Genomic DNA, 17674 nt, shown 5'->3' on the forward strand with positions numbered 1-17674 from the left:
TCGTCCCGACAAGGCTTAGCTGCGCAACACGAACGAGGGAAACAGCTCCCGCAGAGCGGCCCACAGTTCGGGTTGCAAGGCGTATGCCGAAACGCTGGAGAGGTGCGGGTCGAGCATCCGGGCCGTGCGCACCAGTTGCACGGCGAACCGGCTGACACCGTGTTCGCTCAAGCGCCGGGCCAGGGTCAGCAGCCGCTCGGGGTCGAACAGATGCCAATGCACCGTGGTGCGACACTCGTAATCCACGCCGCTGGCCAGCAGATGGTCGAGGCTGCGCCAGTTGGCCATGCCGCTGCCTTCGACCCGGGTCACGTCCAGGGCATCTTCGGCCAGGGCCTTGACGTCGAAGCCCACCCAGTCGACTTGCCCGACCACCTTGGCGAATGCCGCCGGCTTGATGCCGGCGCTGTGCAGGCCGATGCGAAAGCCCATCTGTCGCACCTCCTCCATGGCCGAGCCCAGGCCGTCCTGCAAGGTCGGTTCACCGCCGCTGAACACCACTGCGTCGAGCAGGTCCTGACGGCGTTGCAGGAACGCCAGCACCCGGCACCACTCCACTTCCTCGCTGCCACGGGGCGGGATCAGTTGCGGGTTATGGCAATAACGGCAACGCCAGGCGCAACCCTGGCAAAACAGCACGCAGGCCAATTGGCCCGGATAATCGAGGGTGGTCAGGGGCACCATGCCCCCGACCCGCAGCACTCGACTCATGGACGCCCGGCCGCGCGTTCGGTGAAATGCACCCGTTCGCGGTGCTCGGACTGCTTACCCGGGTTGAACGCCGCCACCGGGCGGTGATACCCCATTACCCGGGTCCAGACTTCACAGCGTTGGCGCTGGGCCTGCGGAAGGTTGCGCGATTCATTCATGGTGAAACTCCTTGCGGTGGATGATCGGATCAGTGGACGCAGCGTGCCTGTTGCTGTTGCAGCAACAACGCCTCGTCGCATTTGGGACAGAACTCGTGTTCACCGGCCAGGTAGCCGTGTACCGGACAGATGGAAAACGTCGGCGTGACCGTCAGGTACGGCAGCCGGAACCGCCCCAGGGCCTTGCGCACCAGTTGCTTGCAGGCCTGGGTGGAAGAGATCTGCTCGGCCATGTACAGGTGCAACACGGTGCCGCCGGTGTATTTGCATTGCAGTTCGTCCTGCAGCTCCAGGGCCTCGAACGGGTCCTGGGTAAAGCCCACCGGCAATTGCGAAGAGTTGGTGTAGTACGGTGCGACCGGGCTGCCGGCCTGCAGGATATCGGGGTAGCGCTTGAGGTCTTCCTTGGCGAAGCGGTAGGTGGTGCCTTCGGCAGGCGTGGCTTCCAGGTTGTAGAGATGGCCGGTTTCCTCCTGGAAGCGCAGCAGCGTCGCCCGCACATGATCCAGCAACCGCAGCGCGAACTCGCGTCCCTGCTCGGTGTGAAGCCCCTGTTGGTCATCGGTGAAGTTGCGCAGCATTTCGTGCAGGCCATTCACGCCGATGGTGGAGAAGTGATTGCGCAAGGTGCCCAGGTAGCGCTTGGTGTAGGGATACAGGCCGGCGTCCATGTGGTGCTGGATCACCTTGCGCTTGACCTCCAGGCTCTCCTTCGCCAGTTCCATCAGGGCATCGAGGCGTTGCAACAGCGCGCTGGTGTTGCCCTTGTACAGGTAGCCCAGCCGGGCGCAGTTGATCGTCACCACCCCCAGCGAGCCGGTCTGTTCCGCCGAACCGAACAAACCGCCGCCGCGCTTGAGCAGCTCGCGCACGTCCAGTTGCAGGCGGCAGCACATTGATCGCACCTGGTTGGGTTGCATGTCCGAGTTGAGGAAATTCTGGAAGTACGGCAAGCCGTAGCGGGCCGTCATTTCGAACAGGCGGTCGGCGTTGTCGCTGTCCCAGGGGAAGTCATGGGTGATGTTGTAGGTCGGGATCGGGAAGGTGAACACCCGCCCTTTCGCATCGCCGGCCTGCATCACCTCGATGTAGGCACGGTTGATCAGCTCCATTTCCGCTTGCAGCTCACCGTAGGCAAATGGCATCTCTTCGCCGCCGATCACCGGGATCTGTTCGCGCAGGTCCTGCGGGCAGACCCAGTCGAACGTCAGGTTGGTAAACGGCGTTTGCGTACCCCAGCGCGAGGGTACGTTGAGGTTGTAGATGAACTCCTGCAACGACTGGCGGACCTCGTCGTAGCTGAGCCGGTCCTTGCGCACGTAGGGCGCCAGGTAGGTGTCGAACGAGCTGAAGGCCTGGGCCCCGGCCCATTCGTTCTGCAGGGTGCCAAGGAAATTCACCATCTGCCCCAGGGCGCTGCTCAGATGCTTGGGCGGCCCGGCCTCGACCCGCCCCGGCACACCGTTGAGACCTTCGTGCAACAGCGTGCGCAGGGACCAGCCGGCACAGTAGCCGGCGAGCATGTCCAGATCATGGACATGCAGGTCGGCCTCGCGGTGCGCCTCGCCGATGGCCTGGCTGTAGACCTCATCGAGCCAGTAGTTGGCGGTGACCTTGCCCGACACATTGAGGATCAGCCCGCCCAGGGAATAGCCCTGGTTGGCGTTGGCCTGCACGCGCCAGTCTTCGCGGTCGAGGTATTCGTTCATCGACGTGGCGACTTCCACCAGGGTGCGACGATCACGACGCAGGCGTCCGTGTTGCTCGCGGTAAACAATGTAGGCGCGCATGGAAAGGAAGAAACCGGCGTCCATCAACACCCGCTCGACCCGATCCTGGATCTGCTCGACGTTCAATCGCGACTGCCCTTCCAACCGGGCCAGCACGGCGTTGAGCAGCGCTTCGGCTTCAGCCTCGGCGTACTCGCCGGTGGCCTTGCCGGCGGCGATCAGCGCCTGGCGGATCTTGTCCGCATCAAAAGCGACCACACTGCCGTCGCGCTTGTGCAGGCGGTTGCATCCTACCGAAATCAACGTGCTTTGCATTTGGGCTCCAGACACTACATATAGATACATTTAGCTATTAAGACACAATATGCAGTGATGTTAGGCCCGATAGGTTTAATTGGAATTGATTGATGTCAAGAATTGGGGATGGTCTGAAAGCTAACTCATCAACACCGTCATTCCGTGTGGGAGCGGGCTTGCTCGCGAAGGCGTCAGATCAGTCAACATCTTCAGCGACTGACCCACCGCCTTCGCGAGCAAGCCCGCTCCCACAGGGTGTCTTTGGTGTCTGCCAGGTAAATGCCTAACCCCCACTCATGTTCATGAACCGCACAATCTGCACCTCCCCTCCAGGATTGAAGTCATGGCGCAGCGGTTTGCCACGCAGGGCTTGTTGCACCGCCTGGATCACTGGCTGATCCTCCAGCGGATAGCGCCGCAGCAGGCCACGCAGGTCGAGGGAGCTCTCTTGTCCAAGGCACAGCAGCAAGCGCCCCTCAACGGTCATGCGCACCCGGTTGCAACTGGCGCAGAAGTTGTGGGTGTTCGGTGAAATGAAGCCGATCCGCGTGCCGGAGTGACGCTCCAGGCGCACATAGCGCGCCGGCCCGCCGCTGCTCTCGGCGCTGTCGAGCAACCTGTGATGACGGGCAATCACAGCCCGGACTTCATCGCTGGAGCAGAACGACTCCCCCCGGGAACGCCCCACCTCCCCCAACGGCATTTCCTCGATGAAGCTGATGTCGATGCGCTGCTCGATGGCGTACTGCACCAACGCCGGCACCTCATCGAAATTGCGTCCTTTCATCACCACGCAGTTGAGCTTGATCCGCTCGAATCCGGCCGTCTTTGCCGCTTCGATGCCGGCCAGCACCTGGTCGAGGTTGCCGTTGCGGGTGATGGCCCGAAAACGCTCGCCGTCAAGGCTGTCGAGGCTGATGTTCATGCGCTTGACGCCGGCATCGACCAGCGGCTTGGCCAGACGCCCGAGCTGCGAGCCGTTGCTGGTCATCACCAGCTCCCGCAGCCCGGGCAATGCCGCGATGTCGCGGCACAACCCGACGATGCCCGGGCGGATCAGTGGCTCGCCGCCGGTCAGGCGGATCTTCTTCACCCCCAGCCCGACGAACAGCCGCGCCAACCGCTGGAGCTCTTCCAGGGTCAATACCTGCTGACGCGGCAGGAAGGTCATGTGCTTCGCCATGCAATACACACAACGAAAATCACAACGATCGGTCACCGACATCCGTAGATAATCGATCTGGCGCCCAAATCCATCCTGCAGCGAAGCGTTCATGAATGCCCCCTGTTCGAGTCGATGCTCACTGCACCAGCGGCGAGTCGGCGCCCTGAAGATGAATACCGCGAATGTCCGCCGCACCAATCAGGGTTTGCAGGTACTGCACCAACGCTTTCTGCCAGACGCCCTGCTGCAGCTGGGTGCGGATCGCCGTCGCCACCGCCTCGTAAGGCAACGGCTGGCCGTCGATGCGTTGGTCAATGCTAATCACGTGCCAGCCGTAGCGACTCTCCAGGGGTTTGCCCCACAGTCCCGCCGGCAAGGCAAACAACTGGCGCTCCAGCTCGGGCACGGTCTGGCCCTTGCTGATCTGCCCCAGCGACCCGCCCTGCTCCTTGGACGGACAGGCCGAATACGTTTGGGCCAGCTCGGCGAAAGTGCCCGGAGCCTGGTCCAGTCGTTCCAGCAGCAACTCGGCCTGGACATACGCGAGGCTGCGCCCCTCGGCGTCGTCCGGTGCGCATTCGAGCAGGATGTGCCGCACCGCCAGCAACGGTGCGCTGTGAAAGCGCGCGCGGTTGCTTTCGTAGTAGCGCAGGCAGGTTGCCTCGTCGCATTGCGGCACCTGTACTTCGCGCTCGAGCAGCAACCGCGTCGCCGCCTCCTCTTCGTTTTCACCGGCACCGACCTGCAGGGACAAGCCCAGCTCAGCGATGCGCTGCTGGAGCAATTCCCGAATCACCAGGGCCCGCGCGGCCTGGTAAACCGCATCCTCGCGACTCTGCGCCGGGTGATATTGCAGCTCCTGGGCCATCGCCTGCGGGGTGATCGACACCCCGTTGACGCTGAGGATCGGCCATTCCTGTTCACTGCTGGCAATCAACTGCGGCGGCGCCTCATCAACCACCACCGGCTCGAACTGCACCGCCCCGACGGGCGCTACATCCGCCACGGGCGCCGCCTTTGCCGACGAACCACAGCCGCCACTGCCGCCGTTACCGCCACCACATCCGCATCCACTGGCCATGATCGCCTCCTCAGAATTTCTGCCGAACGATTTGATAACGCCGTCCCAGGTACCAGACCGGCGCGCTGACGATATGCACCAGGCGGGTGAACGGGAACAGCACGAACAGGGTCAGGCCCAGCAGCACGTGAAGCTTGTAGACCAGGCCCACCGGCGCCATCGACGTAGCGGCTTCCACCGGACGCAACAGCACCGTGTTCTGCGCCCAGTCGGCCAGCATCACCATCACCGAACCGTCCATGTGGGCGGTGGAGGCAACGATGGTCATCAACCCCAGCACCAGTTGTACCAACAGCAACACCAACGCCAGGATGTCCGAGGTATTGGACGTAGCGCGCACCCGCGGATCGCTCAGGCGCCGGTTCAGCAGCATCAGCAAGCCGATCAGGCCCAGTACGCCGAAAAAGCCGCCGGAAACCATCGCCAATAGCTGCTTGTTCTCGGTGCTCAGCACATGGTGGTAGACCGCCGACGGCGTCAGCAGGCCAACAAAGTGCCCCACCAACACGAACAGCACGCCGACGTGGAACAGGTTGCTCGCCACACGCATGCCGCGCTGGTTCAGCATCTGGCTGGAACCGGCCTTCCAGGTGTACTGGGACAGGTCGAAACGCGCCCAGCTGCCGAGCAGACAAATCGCCAGGGCGACATAGGGGTAGACCCCGAACAACAACAGATCCCACTTAGACATTGCCCACCTCCCCGGCCGGCGCAGCGGCCCGCCCTTCATGCTGAAAATCCACCCAGTGCAACGGCACCGCACTTTCTTCCCGAGCCCTGCCCGGCGCGCTCGGCAGCGAACTGCAACGGTCCTGCTGTTCGGCCTTCATGAAATCCACCGCCTCCTCCTCCCAGACCCGGTCCAGGGCTTCCAGGGAGTCGTCCCGTGGCTCGGCCTTCACTTGCTCGCGCAGCTCGGCGACCGCGCCCTGGGGTTCGGCCCCGGCGATCTGCAGCAAGGCCCGGAAGCAACTGGCGTAGGCGCTTTCCCGCTCATCCAGGCGCGCGGAGAGCAAAGCCAGCAGGTGCGCGACATCCGCGAGGCCCTCGCGGGCCTCGAGGTCTTCGCGGGTGGAGAGAAATTCCAGGTACAACGGAATGTAGTCGGGCAGCTCCTTGACGCCGATGGCGAAACCGGCCGCCTCGTACTGGGCCATCATGTCCACCATGGCCTGGCCGCGGTCGCGGGACTCGCCATGGACATGTTCGAACAGCAACAGCGACAGTGAACGCCCTCGGCCAAACAACGCGCCGTAGTGCTCCTGGCCGTCCATCAGGTCCTTGGCGCAGATCACCTCCAGCAACTCGAACAGCCCGGCGCGCTGGTTGGGACTGATTTCCCGCGCCTGGAGAATCGCTTGCTCCAGCTCGTCACGACCGGCCACCAGGGTCTCGGTCGGGTAGTCGAGCAACAAAGAAATCACCTTGAGAATGCGCATGCTCAGTCCTCCCACAACTGTACGGTCTTGATCACGTCACGCCGGTTGGCCTTCTTGCCGCCGAACATGTTGGTGTCGGAACTGCCGCTGCAACCGCTGCCAAAGCTGAAGCCGCACCCGGAGCGCTCGGCGAACGCGTCGCTCATGGCGTCTTCGCGGTGAGCACTCGGCACGACGAAACGGTCTTCGTAGTTGGCGATGGCCAGGTAGCGGTACATCTCGTCGACCTGGTTCAGGCTCAGGCCGACATCGGCCAGCACTTGCAGGTCTTTCACGCCATCCACCTGTTCGGAACGCTTGTAGGCACGCATTGCCAGCAGGCGCTTGAGGGCCAGCTTGACGGGCTTCTCATCGCCGGCGGTCAGCAGGTTGGCCAGGTAGCGCAACGGGATGCGCAGGCTGTCGACGTCCGGGATCACCCCGTTCATGCCCACGGTGCCGGCTGCGGCGGCGTTCTGGATCGGCGACAGTGGCGGCACGTACCAGACCATCGGCAAGGTGCGGTATTCCGGGTGCAGCGGCAGCGCGAGTTTCCAGTCCACGGCCATCTTGTAGACCGGCGAGCGCTGTGCCGAGTCGATCACCGACTGCGGCACGCCATCGGCCAGGGCCTGACGAATCACCGCCGGGTCGTTCGGGTCGAGGAAGATCTCCAGTTGCTTCTCGTACAGGTCCTGTTCGTTGGCGGTGCTCGCCACTTCGCTGATACGGTCGGCGTCATACAGCAGCACGCCGAGGTAGCGGATCCGGCCGACGCAGGTTTCCGCACAGACCGTTGGCATCCCGGCTTCGATGCGCGGGTAGCAGAAGATGCATTTTTCCGACTTGCCGCTCTTCCAGTTGAAGTAGATCTTCTTGTACGGGCAGCCGCTGATGCACATGCGCCAGCCGCGGCATTTTTCCTGGTCGATCAGGACGATGCCGTCCTCTTCACGCTTGTAGATCGCGCCGCTCGGGCACGACGCCGCGCACGCCGGGTTCAGGCAGTGCTCGCACAGGCGCGGCAGGTACATCATGAAAGTGTTTTCGTACTCGCCGTAGATGTCCGCCTGGATCTTGTCGAAGTTCTTGTCCTTGCGCCGCTTGGCGAATTCGGTGCCGAGGATTTCCTCCCAGTTCGGCCCCCACTCGATCTTCTCCATGCGCTTGCCGGAGACCAGCGAGCGCGGCCGCGCGGTGGGCTGGTGTTCCCCCAGGGGCGCGGTATGCAGGTGCTGGTAGTCGAAGTCGAACGGTTCGTAGTAGTCGTCCAGGCCTGGCAGGTCCGGGTTGGCGAAGATGTTCGCCAGCACGCGGAACTTGCCGCCGATGCGCGGGTTGATCGAGCCGTCGGCATTGCGGATCCAGCCGCCCTTCCACTTGTCCTGGTTTTCCCATTCCTTGGGATAGCCGATGCCGGGCTTGGTCTCGACGTTGTTGAACCAGGCGTATTCCATGCCTTCACGGCTGGTCCAGACGTTCTTGCAGGTGATCGAACAGGTGTGGCAACCGATGCATTTGTCCAGGTTCAGGACCATGCCGATCTGTGAACGAATCTTCATTTCAATCTCCTCAATCCAGCTCAGTCGGCAGGGAACGCGGCAGCTCATCGCCGCTGGAACCGTCGAGCCAGTCGACCTTGGCCATCTTGCGCACCACGACGAATTCGTCGCGGTTGCAGCCGACCGTGCCGTAATAGTTGAAGCCGTAGGCCTGCTGGGCGTAGCCACCGATCATGTGGGTGGGCTTGAGCACCACGCGGGTCACCGAGTTGTGGTGGCCGCCACGGGTCTTGGTGGTTTCCGAACCTGGCACGTTCACGATCCGTTCCTGGGCGTGGTACATCATCACCATGCCCTCCTTGACCCGCTGGCTGACCACCGCGCGGGCAGTCAACGCGCCGTTGGCGTTGAAGCATTCGACCCAGTCGTTGTCCTCGATACCGGCGCGCCGGGCGTCGATCTCGGAGAGCCAGATGATCGGCCCGCCACGGCTCAAGGTGAGCATCAGCAGGTTGTCGGTGTAGGTACTGTGGATGCCCCATTTCTGGTGCGGGGTGATCCAGTTGAGGACGATCTCGGTATGGCCATTGGTGCGCTTGCCCTTGACCGCCTCGATGGTGCGGGTGTTGACCGGCGGCCGATAGCTCATCAGTTGCTCGCCGAACGCCTGCATCCACGGGTGATCCTGGTAGAACTGCTGGCGGCCGGTGATGGTGCGCCATGGGATCGACTCATGAACGTTGGTGTAGCCGGCGTTGTAGCTCACGTGATCGTCTTCCAGGCCGGACCAGGTCGGGCTGGAAATGATCTTGCGCGGCTGGGCCTGGATGTCGCGGAAGCGGATCGCCTCGTGCTCCTTGGAGACGGCCAGGTGGCTGTGGTCGATGCCGGTGAACTCCGACAGCGCCGCCCAGGCCTTGACCGCTACGTGGCCGTTGGTTTCCGGGGCCAGGGACAGGATCACTTCGGCGGCGTCGATGGCGCTGTCGATTTTTGGCCGGCCCTGGCTGATGCCCGCATCCACTTCGTGGTGGTTCAGCTCGCCGAGGAATTTCACTTCGGCCTCGGTGTTCCAGTTGATGCCCTTGCCGCCGTTGCCGAGTTTTTCCAGCAACGGCCCCAGGGAGGTGAACTGCTTGTAGATGTTCGGGTAGTCGCGCTCCACCACTTGCAGGTTCGGTGCGTTCTTGCCCGGCTGCGGCGCCTCGCCGGCGGTTTTCCAGTCAGTGCCGCCAAACGGCTGGGCCAGCTCGCCGACGCTGTCGTGCATCAACGGTACGGTGACCAGGTCCTTCTCGACACCCAGGTGTCCGACCGCCATGGCCGAGAACGCCTTGGCGATGCCCTTGTAGATTTCCCAGTCCGAACGCGACTCCCAGGCCGGGTCGATGGCCGCCGACAACGGATGGATGAACGGGTGCATGTCCGAGGTGTTCATGTCGTCTTTTTCGTACCAGGTGGCGGTCGGCAAGACGATGTCGGAGTACACGCAGGTCGAAGACATGCGGAAGTCCAGGGTGGTCACCAGGTCGAGTTTGCCGATGGCGCCCTCGTCGACCCATTCGGCCTCGGTCGGCTTGCAGTCACCAACCTGGCCGATGTCTTCGTTCATCACACCGTTCCTGGTGCCGAGCAGGTACTTGAGCATGTACTCGTGGCCCTTGCCCGAAGAACCCAACAAGTTGGAGCGCCAGATGAACATATTGCGCGGGAAGTTCACCGGATTGTCGGGCTGTTCACAGGCAAAGCGCAGCGACCCGTCCTGCCAGGACTTGACCACGTAGTCCTTGGGTTCCATGCCCGCGGCAGCGGCATCGCGACAGATGTGCAGCGGGTTGGTGTTGAGCTGCGGCGCGCTGGGCAACCAGCCGGCACGTTCGGCGCGGATGTTGTAGTCCAGGGCGTGCTCGGGGAACTGCGACTTGTCCGCCAGGGGCGAGAGCACGTCGTGCATGCTCATCTTCTCGTGGCGCCATTGGGAGCTGTGGCCGTAGAAGAAACTGGTGCCGTTCATCTGCCGCGCAGGACGGTTCCAGTCCAGGCCGAAGGCCAGGGGCAGCCAGCCGCACTGCGGGCGGAGTTTTTCCTGGCCGACGTAATGGGCCCAGCCACCGCCGGTCTGGCCGATGCAACCGCAGAGCATGAGCATGTTGATCAGCCCGCGGTAGTTCATGTCCATGTGGTACCAGTGGTTCATCGCCGCGCCGACGATGATCATCGAGCGGCCACGGGTCTTGTCGGCGTTGTCGGCGAATTCACGGGCGATCTGGATCGCCTTCTCGCGGCTGACGCCGGTGATCTGCTCCTGCCAGGCCGGTGTGCCGGGCACCGAGGCGTCGTCGTAATCCTTGGCGACGTTGGCTCCACCCAGGCCACGGTCGATGGCCAGGTTGGCCGCCGACAGGTCGAACACGGTGGCGACTTTCGCCACGCTGCCGTCGGCCAGCACCACGCTGTGCACCGGCACCCGGCGGAACTGCACCGCGTCACCGGCCACGTGCTGGAAGTGTTCCTGGGTTTTGCCGGCGAAGTACGGAAAGGCCACTTCGGCCACGTCGCCGCCGATCAGGCTCAGCTTGAGGTCGATCTCACGCCCCTCGCCGCCTTCGCGAGGCAGAATGTTCCACTTGCCCTTCTCACCCCAGCGATAACCGATGGAGCCCTGGGGCGAGACCAATTCGCCGGTCGCATCGAGGGCGATGGTTTTCCACTCGGGGTTGTTGTCCTGACCGAGGTTAGCGGTGAGGTCGCTGGCCCGCAGGAAGCGGTCCGGCTGGTAACCCGCGCCCGGCGCCGTGCCAAGCATCGGTTTGAGCATCACCAGCACCGGCAGGTCGGTGTAGCGCTTGGCATAGTCGGTGAAATAGGCGCTGGGCTTGTCCAGGTGAAATTCCTTGAAGATCACATGGTTGAAGGCCTGGGCCAGTGCCGCGTCGGTGCCCTGCTTGGGGTTGAGCCACAGGTCGGTGAGCTTGGCGACTTCCGAATAGTCCGGGGTGATTGCCACGGTCTTGGTGCCCTTGTAGCGCACCTCGGTAAAGAAGTGCGCGTCGGGGGTACGGGTCTGCGGGACGTTGGAGCCCCAGGCGATGATGTAGTTGGAGTTGTACCAGTCGGCCGATTCCGGCACGTCGGTCTGCTCGCCCCAGACCATTGGCGAGGCTGGCGGCAAGTCGCAGTACCAGTCGTAGAAACTCAGGCACACGCCACCGATCAGCGACAGGTAGCGAGCGCCGGCGGCGTAGCTGACCATCGACATGGCGGGAATCGGCGAGAAGCCCACCACCCGATCAGGGCCGTGTCGCTTGACGGTATAAACGTTGGCGGCGGCAATGATCTCGTTGACTTCTTCCCAGTTGGAACGGATGAAGCCGCCCATGCCGCGCTTGCTCTTGTACGAGTCGGCCTTGGCCTTGTTCTCGACAATGCTGGCCCAGGCCTCCACCGGCGGCAGGGTCTGCCGGGCTTCACGCCACAGCTTGAGCAATGGCTGGCGCACCTTCGGGTACTTGAGCCGGTTGGCGCTGTAGATGTACCAGCTGTAGCTGGCGCCGCGAGGGCAGCCGCGTGGCTCGTGGTTGGGCAGGTCGTTGCGGGTACGCGGGTAGTCGGTCTGCTGGGTTTCCCAGGTGATCAGGCCGTTCTTGACGTAGATTTTCCACGAGCACGAACCGGTACAGTTCACCCCATGGGTGGAGCGCACGATCTTGTCGTACTGCCAGCGGGAACGATAGACGTTCTCCCAGTCCCGGGACTCCTTGCGGGTCTCGCCATGCCCCTCGGAAAACTCGCCTTGTTTGCGGTTGAAGAACCGCAGTTGATCCAGTAAATGACTCACAGTGTCTTTCCTCTCAGGCTTGCTCCGCGGGGTCTTCGCCCCGCCCACGCAACAGGTAATTTCGAATCAGCAAGGGGTCGCGGCACCCTTGCGCGCGTACCACCACCAGGTCACCACGATGCAGCTCAGGTAGAAGCCGACGAACATGTAGAAGGCCATCTCCGGGCCGCCGGTCAGGGCCATCGAAGTGCCGAAGGATTTGGGAATGAAGAACGCGCCGAACGCGCCCATGGCCGAGCTGAAACCCAGCACCGCAGCCGATTCCTTGCCAGCGTTCTTGAGCGCTTGCTCACGCAGCTCGGGCTTTTTGCCCAGGGCGGCTTTTTCGTGAAGGGTGCGGAAGATCACCGGGATCATGCGGAAGGTCGAACCGTTGCCCACGCCGGTGGTGATGAACAGCAGCATGAACATGCCCAGGAAGCCGTAGAAGCTGCCGCCCTGACCGCCTTGCGGCAGGAAGTGCATGACGCCGAACACCATCGCGATCATCAGCACAAAGTTCCACAGGGTGACTTTCGCGCCACCGAGCTTGTCCGCCAGCCAGCCACCCAATGGCCGTACCAGGGCACCCACCAGAGGGCCGAGGAAAGCGAACTTGAGGGCGATGACGTCCGGGAACGAGGTCTTGATCAGCAATGGGAACGCGGCGGAGAACCCGATGAACGAGCCGAACGTGGCCAGGTACAGCCAGCACATCAGCCAGTTGTGCTTGCGCTTGAAAATCACCGCTTGCTCGCTGAACGAAGCACGGGCACTGGACAGGTCGTTCATGCCGAACCAGGCAATCAAGGTGACGGCGAGGATGAACGGCACCCAGATGAACCCGGCGTTCTGCAACCACAACGAGCTGCCGTCGGCCAGTACCTGCGGTTGACCGCCCATGAAGCCGAACACCCCGAAGGAAATCACCAGCGGCACGCTGAACTGCATCACCGACACGCCCAGGTTGCCCAGGCCGGCGTTCAGGCCCAGGGCGGTGCCCTGCTGGGACTTGGGATAGAAGAAGCTGATGTTGGACATGCTCGAAGCGAAATTGCCGCCGCCAAAGCCGCAGAGCAGCGCGATCAGCACGAACACGCTGTAGGGCGTGGCCGGACTCTGCACGGCGAAGCCCATCCACAGCGCAGGTATCAGCAGCGACGCGGTGCTCAGGGCGGTCCAGCGGCGTCCGCCGAAAATCGGCACCATGAATGAATAGAAGATGCGCAAGGTTGCGCCGGACAGCCCCGGCAGTGCCGCCAGCCAGAACAGCTGGTCGGTGCTGAAGCTGAAGCCGATGGCGTTCAGGCGCACGATCACCGTGCTCCAGACCATCCACACCGCGAAGGCCAGCAGCAACGCCGGGATCGAGATCCACAGGTTACGCTGAGCGGTCTGCTTGCCGCTGCGGCCCCAGAACGCGGGGTCTTCCGGGCGCCAGTCATGAATCACCGGGCCTTTGTCAGGCGTTTGCAGAACGGACATGTTCTTCTCCTTGGGCAATGCTGGAAAACGGGGGTTGGCTGGCAAGTGGTTGCTTGCCCAGCAGCGGGCGCTTGCGGATTTCGCTGAGGTACATCCAGATCAGGGAGACCCAGACCACGCCGTACAGCAACATGAAGCAGGACGAGCGCACGCCGGTGAGGTCCACCAGGGCACCGAACAGGATCGGCAGCACGAAGCCGCCCAGGCCGCCGGCCAGACCGACGATGCCGGACACCGCGCCCATGTTTCCGGGGTAGTCGTTGGCGATGTACTTGAAGACCGAGGCCTTGCCGAACGCGAAAGCAATGCCCATCACGAACAGCAGCACGGTGAACAGCGTGGCGTTGAGGCCGATGTGGAAATCGACGATGCCATTGACGGTGTGCACTTGCAGCTGGGTCTGGGGGTAGGACAGCAGGAACAGGCAGATCCAGCTGATCCACAGCACCCACCAGGTCACGCTCTGGGCGCCCCAGCGATCCGACATCCAGCCACCGACGGCCCGCAGCACGCCGCCGGGCAGGGAAAAGCAGGCGGCCAGCAGCGCGGCGCTTTGCAGGCTGAAACCGTATTCCTGCACGTAGTACTTGGTCATCCACAGGGCCAGGGCGACATAGCCACCGAACACGATCGAGTAGTACTGGCAGTAGCGCCACACCGCCGGTTCTTTCAACGCCTTGAGTTGTTCGCGCAGGCTCGCGCCACCAACGCTGCGGTGCTCTTTCTTCTCGGCGGTGAGGAACCAGAACAACAGCGCGGTGATGAACAGGATGGCGCTGAACACCTTCGGCACCAGGTGCCAGGTGCCCAGGGCGATCAGGCCCGGGGCGAGGAACTTGGTGAGCGCGGAACCGGCGTTGCCGGCGCCGAACACACCCATGGCGAAGCCCTGGTTCTGTTTGTCGAACCACCTGGCGACGTAGGCGACGCCGACCGAAAACGAACCGCCGGCCAGGCCGACGAACAGGCCCAGCACCAGGAATTGCCAGAACGCGGTCGCCAGGGTGATCAGGTACAGCGGCAACACGCAGGACAGCATCAACAGGAAGAACACGATCCGCCCGCCAAAGCGATCGGTCAGGATCCCCAGGGGCAGGCGCACCAGCGAACCGGTCAGTACCGGGGTGGCGGCCAGCAGGCCGAATTGGGTTTCGTTAAGCGCGAGCATTTCCTTGATCGGAACGCCCAGGACGGCAAACATCATCCAGACCATGAAGCACACGGTGAAGGCCAGGGTACTCATCCCCAGTACCAGCCCTTGTTGCACTTGCGCTCGCATCACGCTGCACTCCCCTCGATTCGATGAGCGCAGCCTAGTGATGCGAACCCGTTGAAAACTTGACCTGGGTCAACGAGCCCTGGAGCCATCCTGGCCTATGCTGGGCCCGTCTACCTCCAAAGGGGTAGACCTTGAAATTGATAAAACCCTTTGTTTATCAATCTCTTGACTGAGTTGGCCGAAGCTTTTATCGAAACGGAACGGCCAACAACTCTTTAGAGGTAGTGCGCCCGGGACGGCTGCAACACCCATGGTCCAGGACGCCCCATGTCAGGCTTGAACCTATTTTTCCAGAGCCAGCCACGATGATGGGCTGGCTGCGCAGTTCCCTGCCCGCCCGTGCCGGGGTCGCGGTGATTCTCATCGCCATCCTCGCCCTGGCCAGTTCCCTGAGCGCCGGGTTGATCGCCTGGTTCAGCCAGGGCGACGCAGCGGCGATCAACACCGCAGGTTCGGTGCGCATGGAAACCTACCACCTCAGTTGGAAACTGGCGGCCGGTGCCACCGCAGACATCGCCCCGATCATCGACAGCCTGCAGCAACGCCTCAATAGCCCTGCCCTTCGCGCCGTGCTGGAGGACGGTCCGAGCACCGCCCTGCACCAGAGTTATCGCGATCTCCTGCAACGCTGGAACCAGACCCTGCGCCCTGCGGTCGAGCGCGGCGACTCGGTGTTCTTCCAGGACAGTGCCAGTTCGTTCGTCGAGCAACTGGACCAGTTCGTCACCTTGCTGCAACGCCAGAGCGAGCACAAACAGGGCTGGCAGCAGACGATCCAGGGCATGGCGTTGTTCAGCACCATGATCATCCTGCTGATCGGCCTGTACGAATTGCAGTACAGCGTGGTCAGCCCCTTGCAGGAGCTGGTGGTCGCGACCCAGCGCTTTCGCCGTGGCGAATTCCAGGTGCGGGTCAATCATCAGTCCGAGGATGAATTGGGCCAGTTGGCGACGAGCTTCAACACCATGGCCGAGACCATCGAGGAGTCCCACCGCACCCTGGAAAACCAGGTCCGGCAAAAGACCTTGAACCTGCAACAGGCCAATGCCGCCCTGGAGCTGCTGTACCAGAGCAGCCGCAGCCTGGCGACGCGACAGGCCAATGCCAAGGGCCTGGATGAATTGATCCAGCGCTTCCAGCAACGGCTGCCGGGCCTGCGCCTGTCACTGTGCCTGCAGGGACAATTACAGGCACCCGCACGGCACCTGTTGGCCATTCATGGCGCCAACAACCGCGAGATCTGCGCCAGCAGCGATTGCGCTACCTGCCAGAAACACGGTGCGGCGCAGCCACTGACGTTCAGCATCAGCAACCAGGGCAATGAACTGGGCGAACTCAAGGCGCACTTTGTCGACGGCCACGCGGCACAACCCTGGGAGACCGCACTGATCCAGGCCCTGGCCAACCTGATCGGCACCTCGCTGTCCCTCAAGCGCCAGCGCGAACAGGACCACCGCCTACTGCTGCTCGACGAACGCACGATCATTGCCAGGGAGCTGCATGACTCCCTGGCCCAGGCCTTGTCCTACATGAAGTTGCAAGTCAGCCGCATGCAAACCCTGATGCGTCGCGGCGAACCGGTGCAGACCCTGGAAACCGTCACGGGCGAGCTGCGCGAAGGACTCAACAATGCCTATCGCCAGCTGCGCGAATTGCTGACCACCTTCCGCTTGCAGATCCACGACGATGGCCTGGTGGAGGAACTCAAGGATACGGCCGAGGAGTTCTCCGCCCGCGGGGATTTCCAGGTGCATCTGTTCATCGACACCCTGGCCTTCGAGCTGTCGGCCAGCGAGCAGATCCACATCCTGCAGATCACCCGCGAAGCCTTGTCCAACTGCCTGCGCCACGCCCATGCCGAGAACGCCTGGCTGCAGCTGCGCCAGGAAGGCGAGACAGTGCAGTTGTCGATCGAAGACGACGGCCGTGGGTTCAGCGGTGAGGTGGACCAGCGTGAGCACCATGGCCTGAACATCATGAATGAACGGGCCCGCAGCCTGCGTGGCCAATTGCAGATTCTCTCCCGAACGCCCCAGGGCACCCGCATCCAGGTGCGCTTCCAACCGGAATTCCTGGGTCAACACACCGAAGGCCTTGCCACATGAACGTCCCCCTGCGCCACTCCCTGCTCCTGGTCGACGACCATCCGATGATGCGTCGCGGGATTCGCCAGATGCTCGAACTCGAAGACGATCTGCAGATCGTCGGCGAAGCCAGCCATGGCGAAGAAGCCCTGGCGCTGATCGAGCCGCTCAAGCCCGACCTGGTGCTGCTGGACAACAACATGCCGCATCTGAACGGCATCGAGACCCTGCGTCGGCTGCGGGCCATGCACTACAGCGGCAAGGTACTGCTGTTCACCGTATCCGACGCCGAGGACGACATCCGCGATGCCCTGCGCCTGGACGCCAACGGCTACCTGCTCAAGGACATGGAGCCCGAACTGCTGATCCAATACATCCGCGACGCCCTCGGCGGGGCCTTGGTGATCAGTCCCGGCCTGACCCGCGTCATGGCCCAGGCCCTGCGCTCGCCACCGCGCCAGCCCGAAGTGGAACTGACCGAACGCGAGCGCCAGGTACTCAAGACCATCGCCAGCGGCCACAGCAACAAGGTCATCGGGCACAAGCTGGGCATCACCGAAGGCACGGTCAAGGTGCATGTGAAGAACCTGCTGCACAAGCTCGGCTTGCGCTCGCGGGTCGAGGCGGCGGTCTGGGCGATGGAGCATTTGCGCGGAGCCGGCTGAATCAGCGCCCACCTGGTGCTTGCAGGCAGTGTGTCTGACGCAGATCCCCTGCTCGCGATGACGTCAGCACATTCAACATCCCGGCAAGCTTGACACACCGCTATCGCGAGCAGGCTCGCTTGTATGTTTAGACTTGAAGGGGTGGGCGGGACTAAAAGCTCGATTCCGACTCTAGCCAGTACGGACCGTGGGAGACTTCTCGTCCCGCCCCTTCTACCTAAAGCGCCAATAAGGAATTCATCGGCAAGACCGACGATAGATGCAAGCCAGCGCTACGGTAGA

At 62.9% G+C, this 17674-nt stretch carries 13 protein-coding genes; 2 read left to right on the plus strand and 11 right to left on the minus strand.

Going from position 1 to position 17674, the window contains the following annotated elements; genetic code table 11:
• Positions 1-15 precede the first annotated feature (15 nt).
• From FBY02_RS17085 to FBY02_RS17135, 11 genes are all read right to left on the minus strand, one after another.
• Positions 16-711, minus strand: a complete 696-nt coding sequence (locus tag FBY02_RS17085) for an anaerobic ribonucleoside-triphosphate reductase activating protein (RefSeq protein WP_256662517.1) — start codon at positions 709-711, stop codon at positions 16-18.
• Complete coding sequence (gene nrdD, locus FBY02_RS17090) at positions 708-869, minus strand: anaerobic ribonucleoside-triphosphate reductase (RefSeq protein WP_144929447.1); 162 nt, start codon at positions 867-869, stop codon at positions 708-710. Before nrdD ends, FBY02_RS17085 begins: the two co-directional genes overlap by 4 nt.
• A 29-nt stretch (positions 870-898) precedes the next feature.
• The gene (locus FBY02_RS17095) at positions 899-2914 is read right to left on the minus strand and encodes a ribonucleoside triphosphate reductase (RefSeq protein WP_144929448.1); all 2016 of its coding nucleotides are present in this window, start codon (positions 2912-2914) and stop codon (positions 899-901) included.
• Between the two features lie 265 nt (positions 2915-3179).
• Complete coding sequence (gene moaA / locus FBY02_RS17100) at positions 3180-4172, minus strand: GTP 3',8-cyclase MoaA (RefSeq protein ID WP_144929449.1); 993 nt, start codon at positions 4170-4172, stop codon at positions 3180-3182.
• A 25-nt stretch (positions 4173-4197) separates the two neighbouring features.
• Positions 4198-5142: a peptidylprolyl isomerase gene (locus tag FBY02_RS17105; RefSeq protein WP_144929450.1), complete on the minus strand. Its 945-nt coding sequence runs from the start codon at positions 5140-5142 to the stop codon at positions 4198-4200.
• A gap of 10 nt (positions 5143-5152) precedes the next feature.
• A complete protein-coding gene (gene narI / locus FBY02_RS17110; protein WP_144929451.1) occupies positions 5153-5833 on the minus strand; it encodes a respiratory nitrate reductase subunit gamma in 681 nt (226 codons plus the stop codon).
• Positions 5826-6581, minus strand: coding sequence for a nitrate reductase molybdenum cofactor assembly chaperone (narJ, locus tag FBY02_RS17115; RefSeq protein WP_144929452.1), 756 nt, complete (start codon positions 6579-6581; stop codon positions 5826-5828). Before narJ ends, narI begins: the two co-directional genes overlap by 8 nt.
• Before the next feature lie 2 nt (positions 6582-6583).
• Positions 6584-8122: a nitrate reductase subunit beta gene (gene narH / locus FBY02_RS17120; RefSeq protein ID WP_144929453.1), complete on the minus strand. Its 1539-nt coding sequence runs from the start codon at positions 8120-8122 to the stop codon at positions 6584-6586.
• Between the two features lie 10 nt (positions 8123-8132).
• Entirely contained in the window at positions 8133-11900 is a 3768-nt protein-coding gene (locus FBY02_RS17125) for a nitrate reductase subunit alpha (RefSeq protein WP_144929454.1), read from the minus strand.
• Between the two features lie 66 nt (positions 11901-11966).
• Entirely contained in the window at positions 11967-13364 is a 1398-nt protein-coding gene (locus FBY02_RS17130) for a NarK family nitrate/nitrite MFS transporter (protein ID WP_144929455.1), read from the minus strand.
• Positions 13342-14643, minus strand: coding sequence for a nitrate/nitrite transporter (locus FBY02_RS17135; RefSeq protein WP_371921427.1), 1302 nt, complete (start codon positions 14641-14643; stop codon positions 13342-13344). The genes FBY02_RS17130 and FBY02_RS17135 overlap by 23 nt, the downstream gene beginning before the upstream one ends.
• Positions 14644-14948: 305 nt before the next feature.
• Here FBY02_RS17135 and FBY02_RS17140 point away from each other — a divergent pair, with 305 nt between their 5' ends.
• The gene (locus tag FBY02_RS17140; protein ID WP_144929457.1) at positions 14949-16748 is read left to right on the plus strand and encodes a HAMP domain-containing protein; all 1800 of its coding nucleotides are present in this window, start codon (positions 14949-14951) and stop codon (positions 16746-16748) included.
• A complete protein-coding gene (gene narL / locus FBY02_RS17145) occupies positions 16745-17392 on the plus strand; it encodes a two-component system response regulator NarL (protein WP_144929458.1) in 648 nt (215 codons plus the stop codon). The genes FBY02_RS17140 and narL overlap by 4 nt, the downstream gene beginning before the upstream one ends.
• Positions 17393-17674 lie beyond the last annotated feature (282 nt).

It is taken from the genome of Pseudomonas sp. SJZ078 (assembly GCF_007828255.1).
Lineage (GTDB): Bacteria > Pseudomonadota > Gammaproteobacteria > Pseudomonadales > Pseudomonadaceae > Aquipseudomonas.

Bases quoted from the DNA above. Each gene is read 5' to 3' on its own strand.
- narI (WP_144929451.1), bottom strand. From the start codon at position 5,833: ATGTCTAAGTGGGATCTGTTGTTGTTCGGGGTCTACCCCTATGTCGCC.
- nrdD (WP_144929447.1), bottom strand. From the start codon at position 869: ATGAATGAATCGCGCAACCTTCCGCAGGCCCAGCGCCAACGCTGTGAA.
- FBY02_RS17095 (WP_144929448.1), bottom strand. From the start codon at position 2,914: ATGCAAAGCACGTTGATTTCGGTAGGATGCAACCGCCTGCACAAGCGC.
- narJ (WP_144929452.1), bottom strand. From the start codon at position 6,581: ATGCGCATTCTCAAGGTGATTTCTTTGTTGCTCGACTACCCGACCGAG.
- narL (WP_144929458.1), top strand. From the start codon at position 16,745: ATGAACGTCCCCCTGCGCCACTCCCTGCTCCTGGTCGACGACCATCCG.
- FBY02_RS17140 (WP_144929457.1), top strand. From the start codon at position 14,949: ATGATGGGCTGGCTGCGCAGTTCCCTGCCCGCCCGTGCCGGGGTCGCG.
- FBY02_RS17105 (WP_144929450.1), bottom strand. From the start codon at position 5,142: ATGGCCAGTGGATGCGGATGTGGTGGCGGTAACGGCGGCAGTGGCGGC.
- FBY02_RS17130 (WP_144929455.1), bottom strand. From the start codon at position 13,364: ATGTCCGTTCTGCAAACGCCTGACAAAGGCCCGGTGATTCATGACTGG.
- FBY02_RS17135 (WP_371921427.1), bottom strand. From the start codon at position 14,643: ATGCGAGCGCAAGTGCAACAAGGGCTGGTACTGGGGATGAGTACCCTG.
- narH (WP_144929453.1), bottom strand. From the start codon at position 8,122: ATGAAGATTCGTTCACAGATCGGCATGGTCCTGAACCTGGACAAATGC.
- moaA (WP_144929449.1), bottom strand. From the start codon at position 4,172: ATGAACGCTTCGCTGCAGGATGGATTTGGGCGCCAGATCGATTATCTA.
- FBY02_RS17085 (WP_256662517.1), bottom strand. From the start codon at position 711: ATGAGTCGAGTGCTGCGGGTCGGGGGCATGGTGCCCCTGACCACCCTC.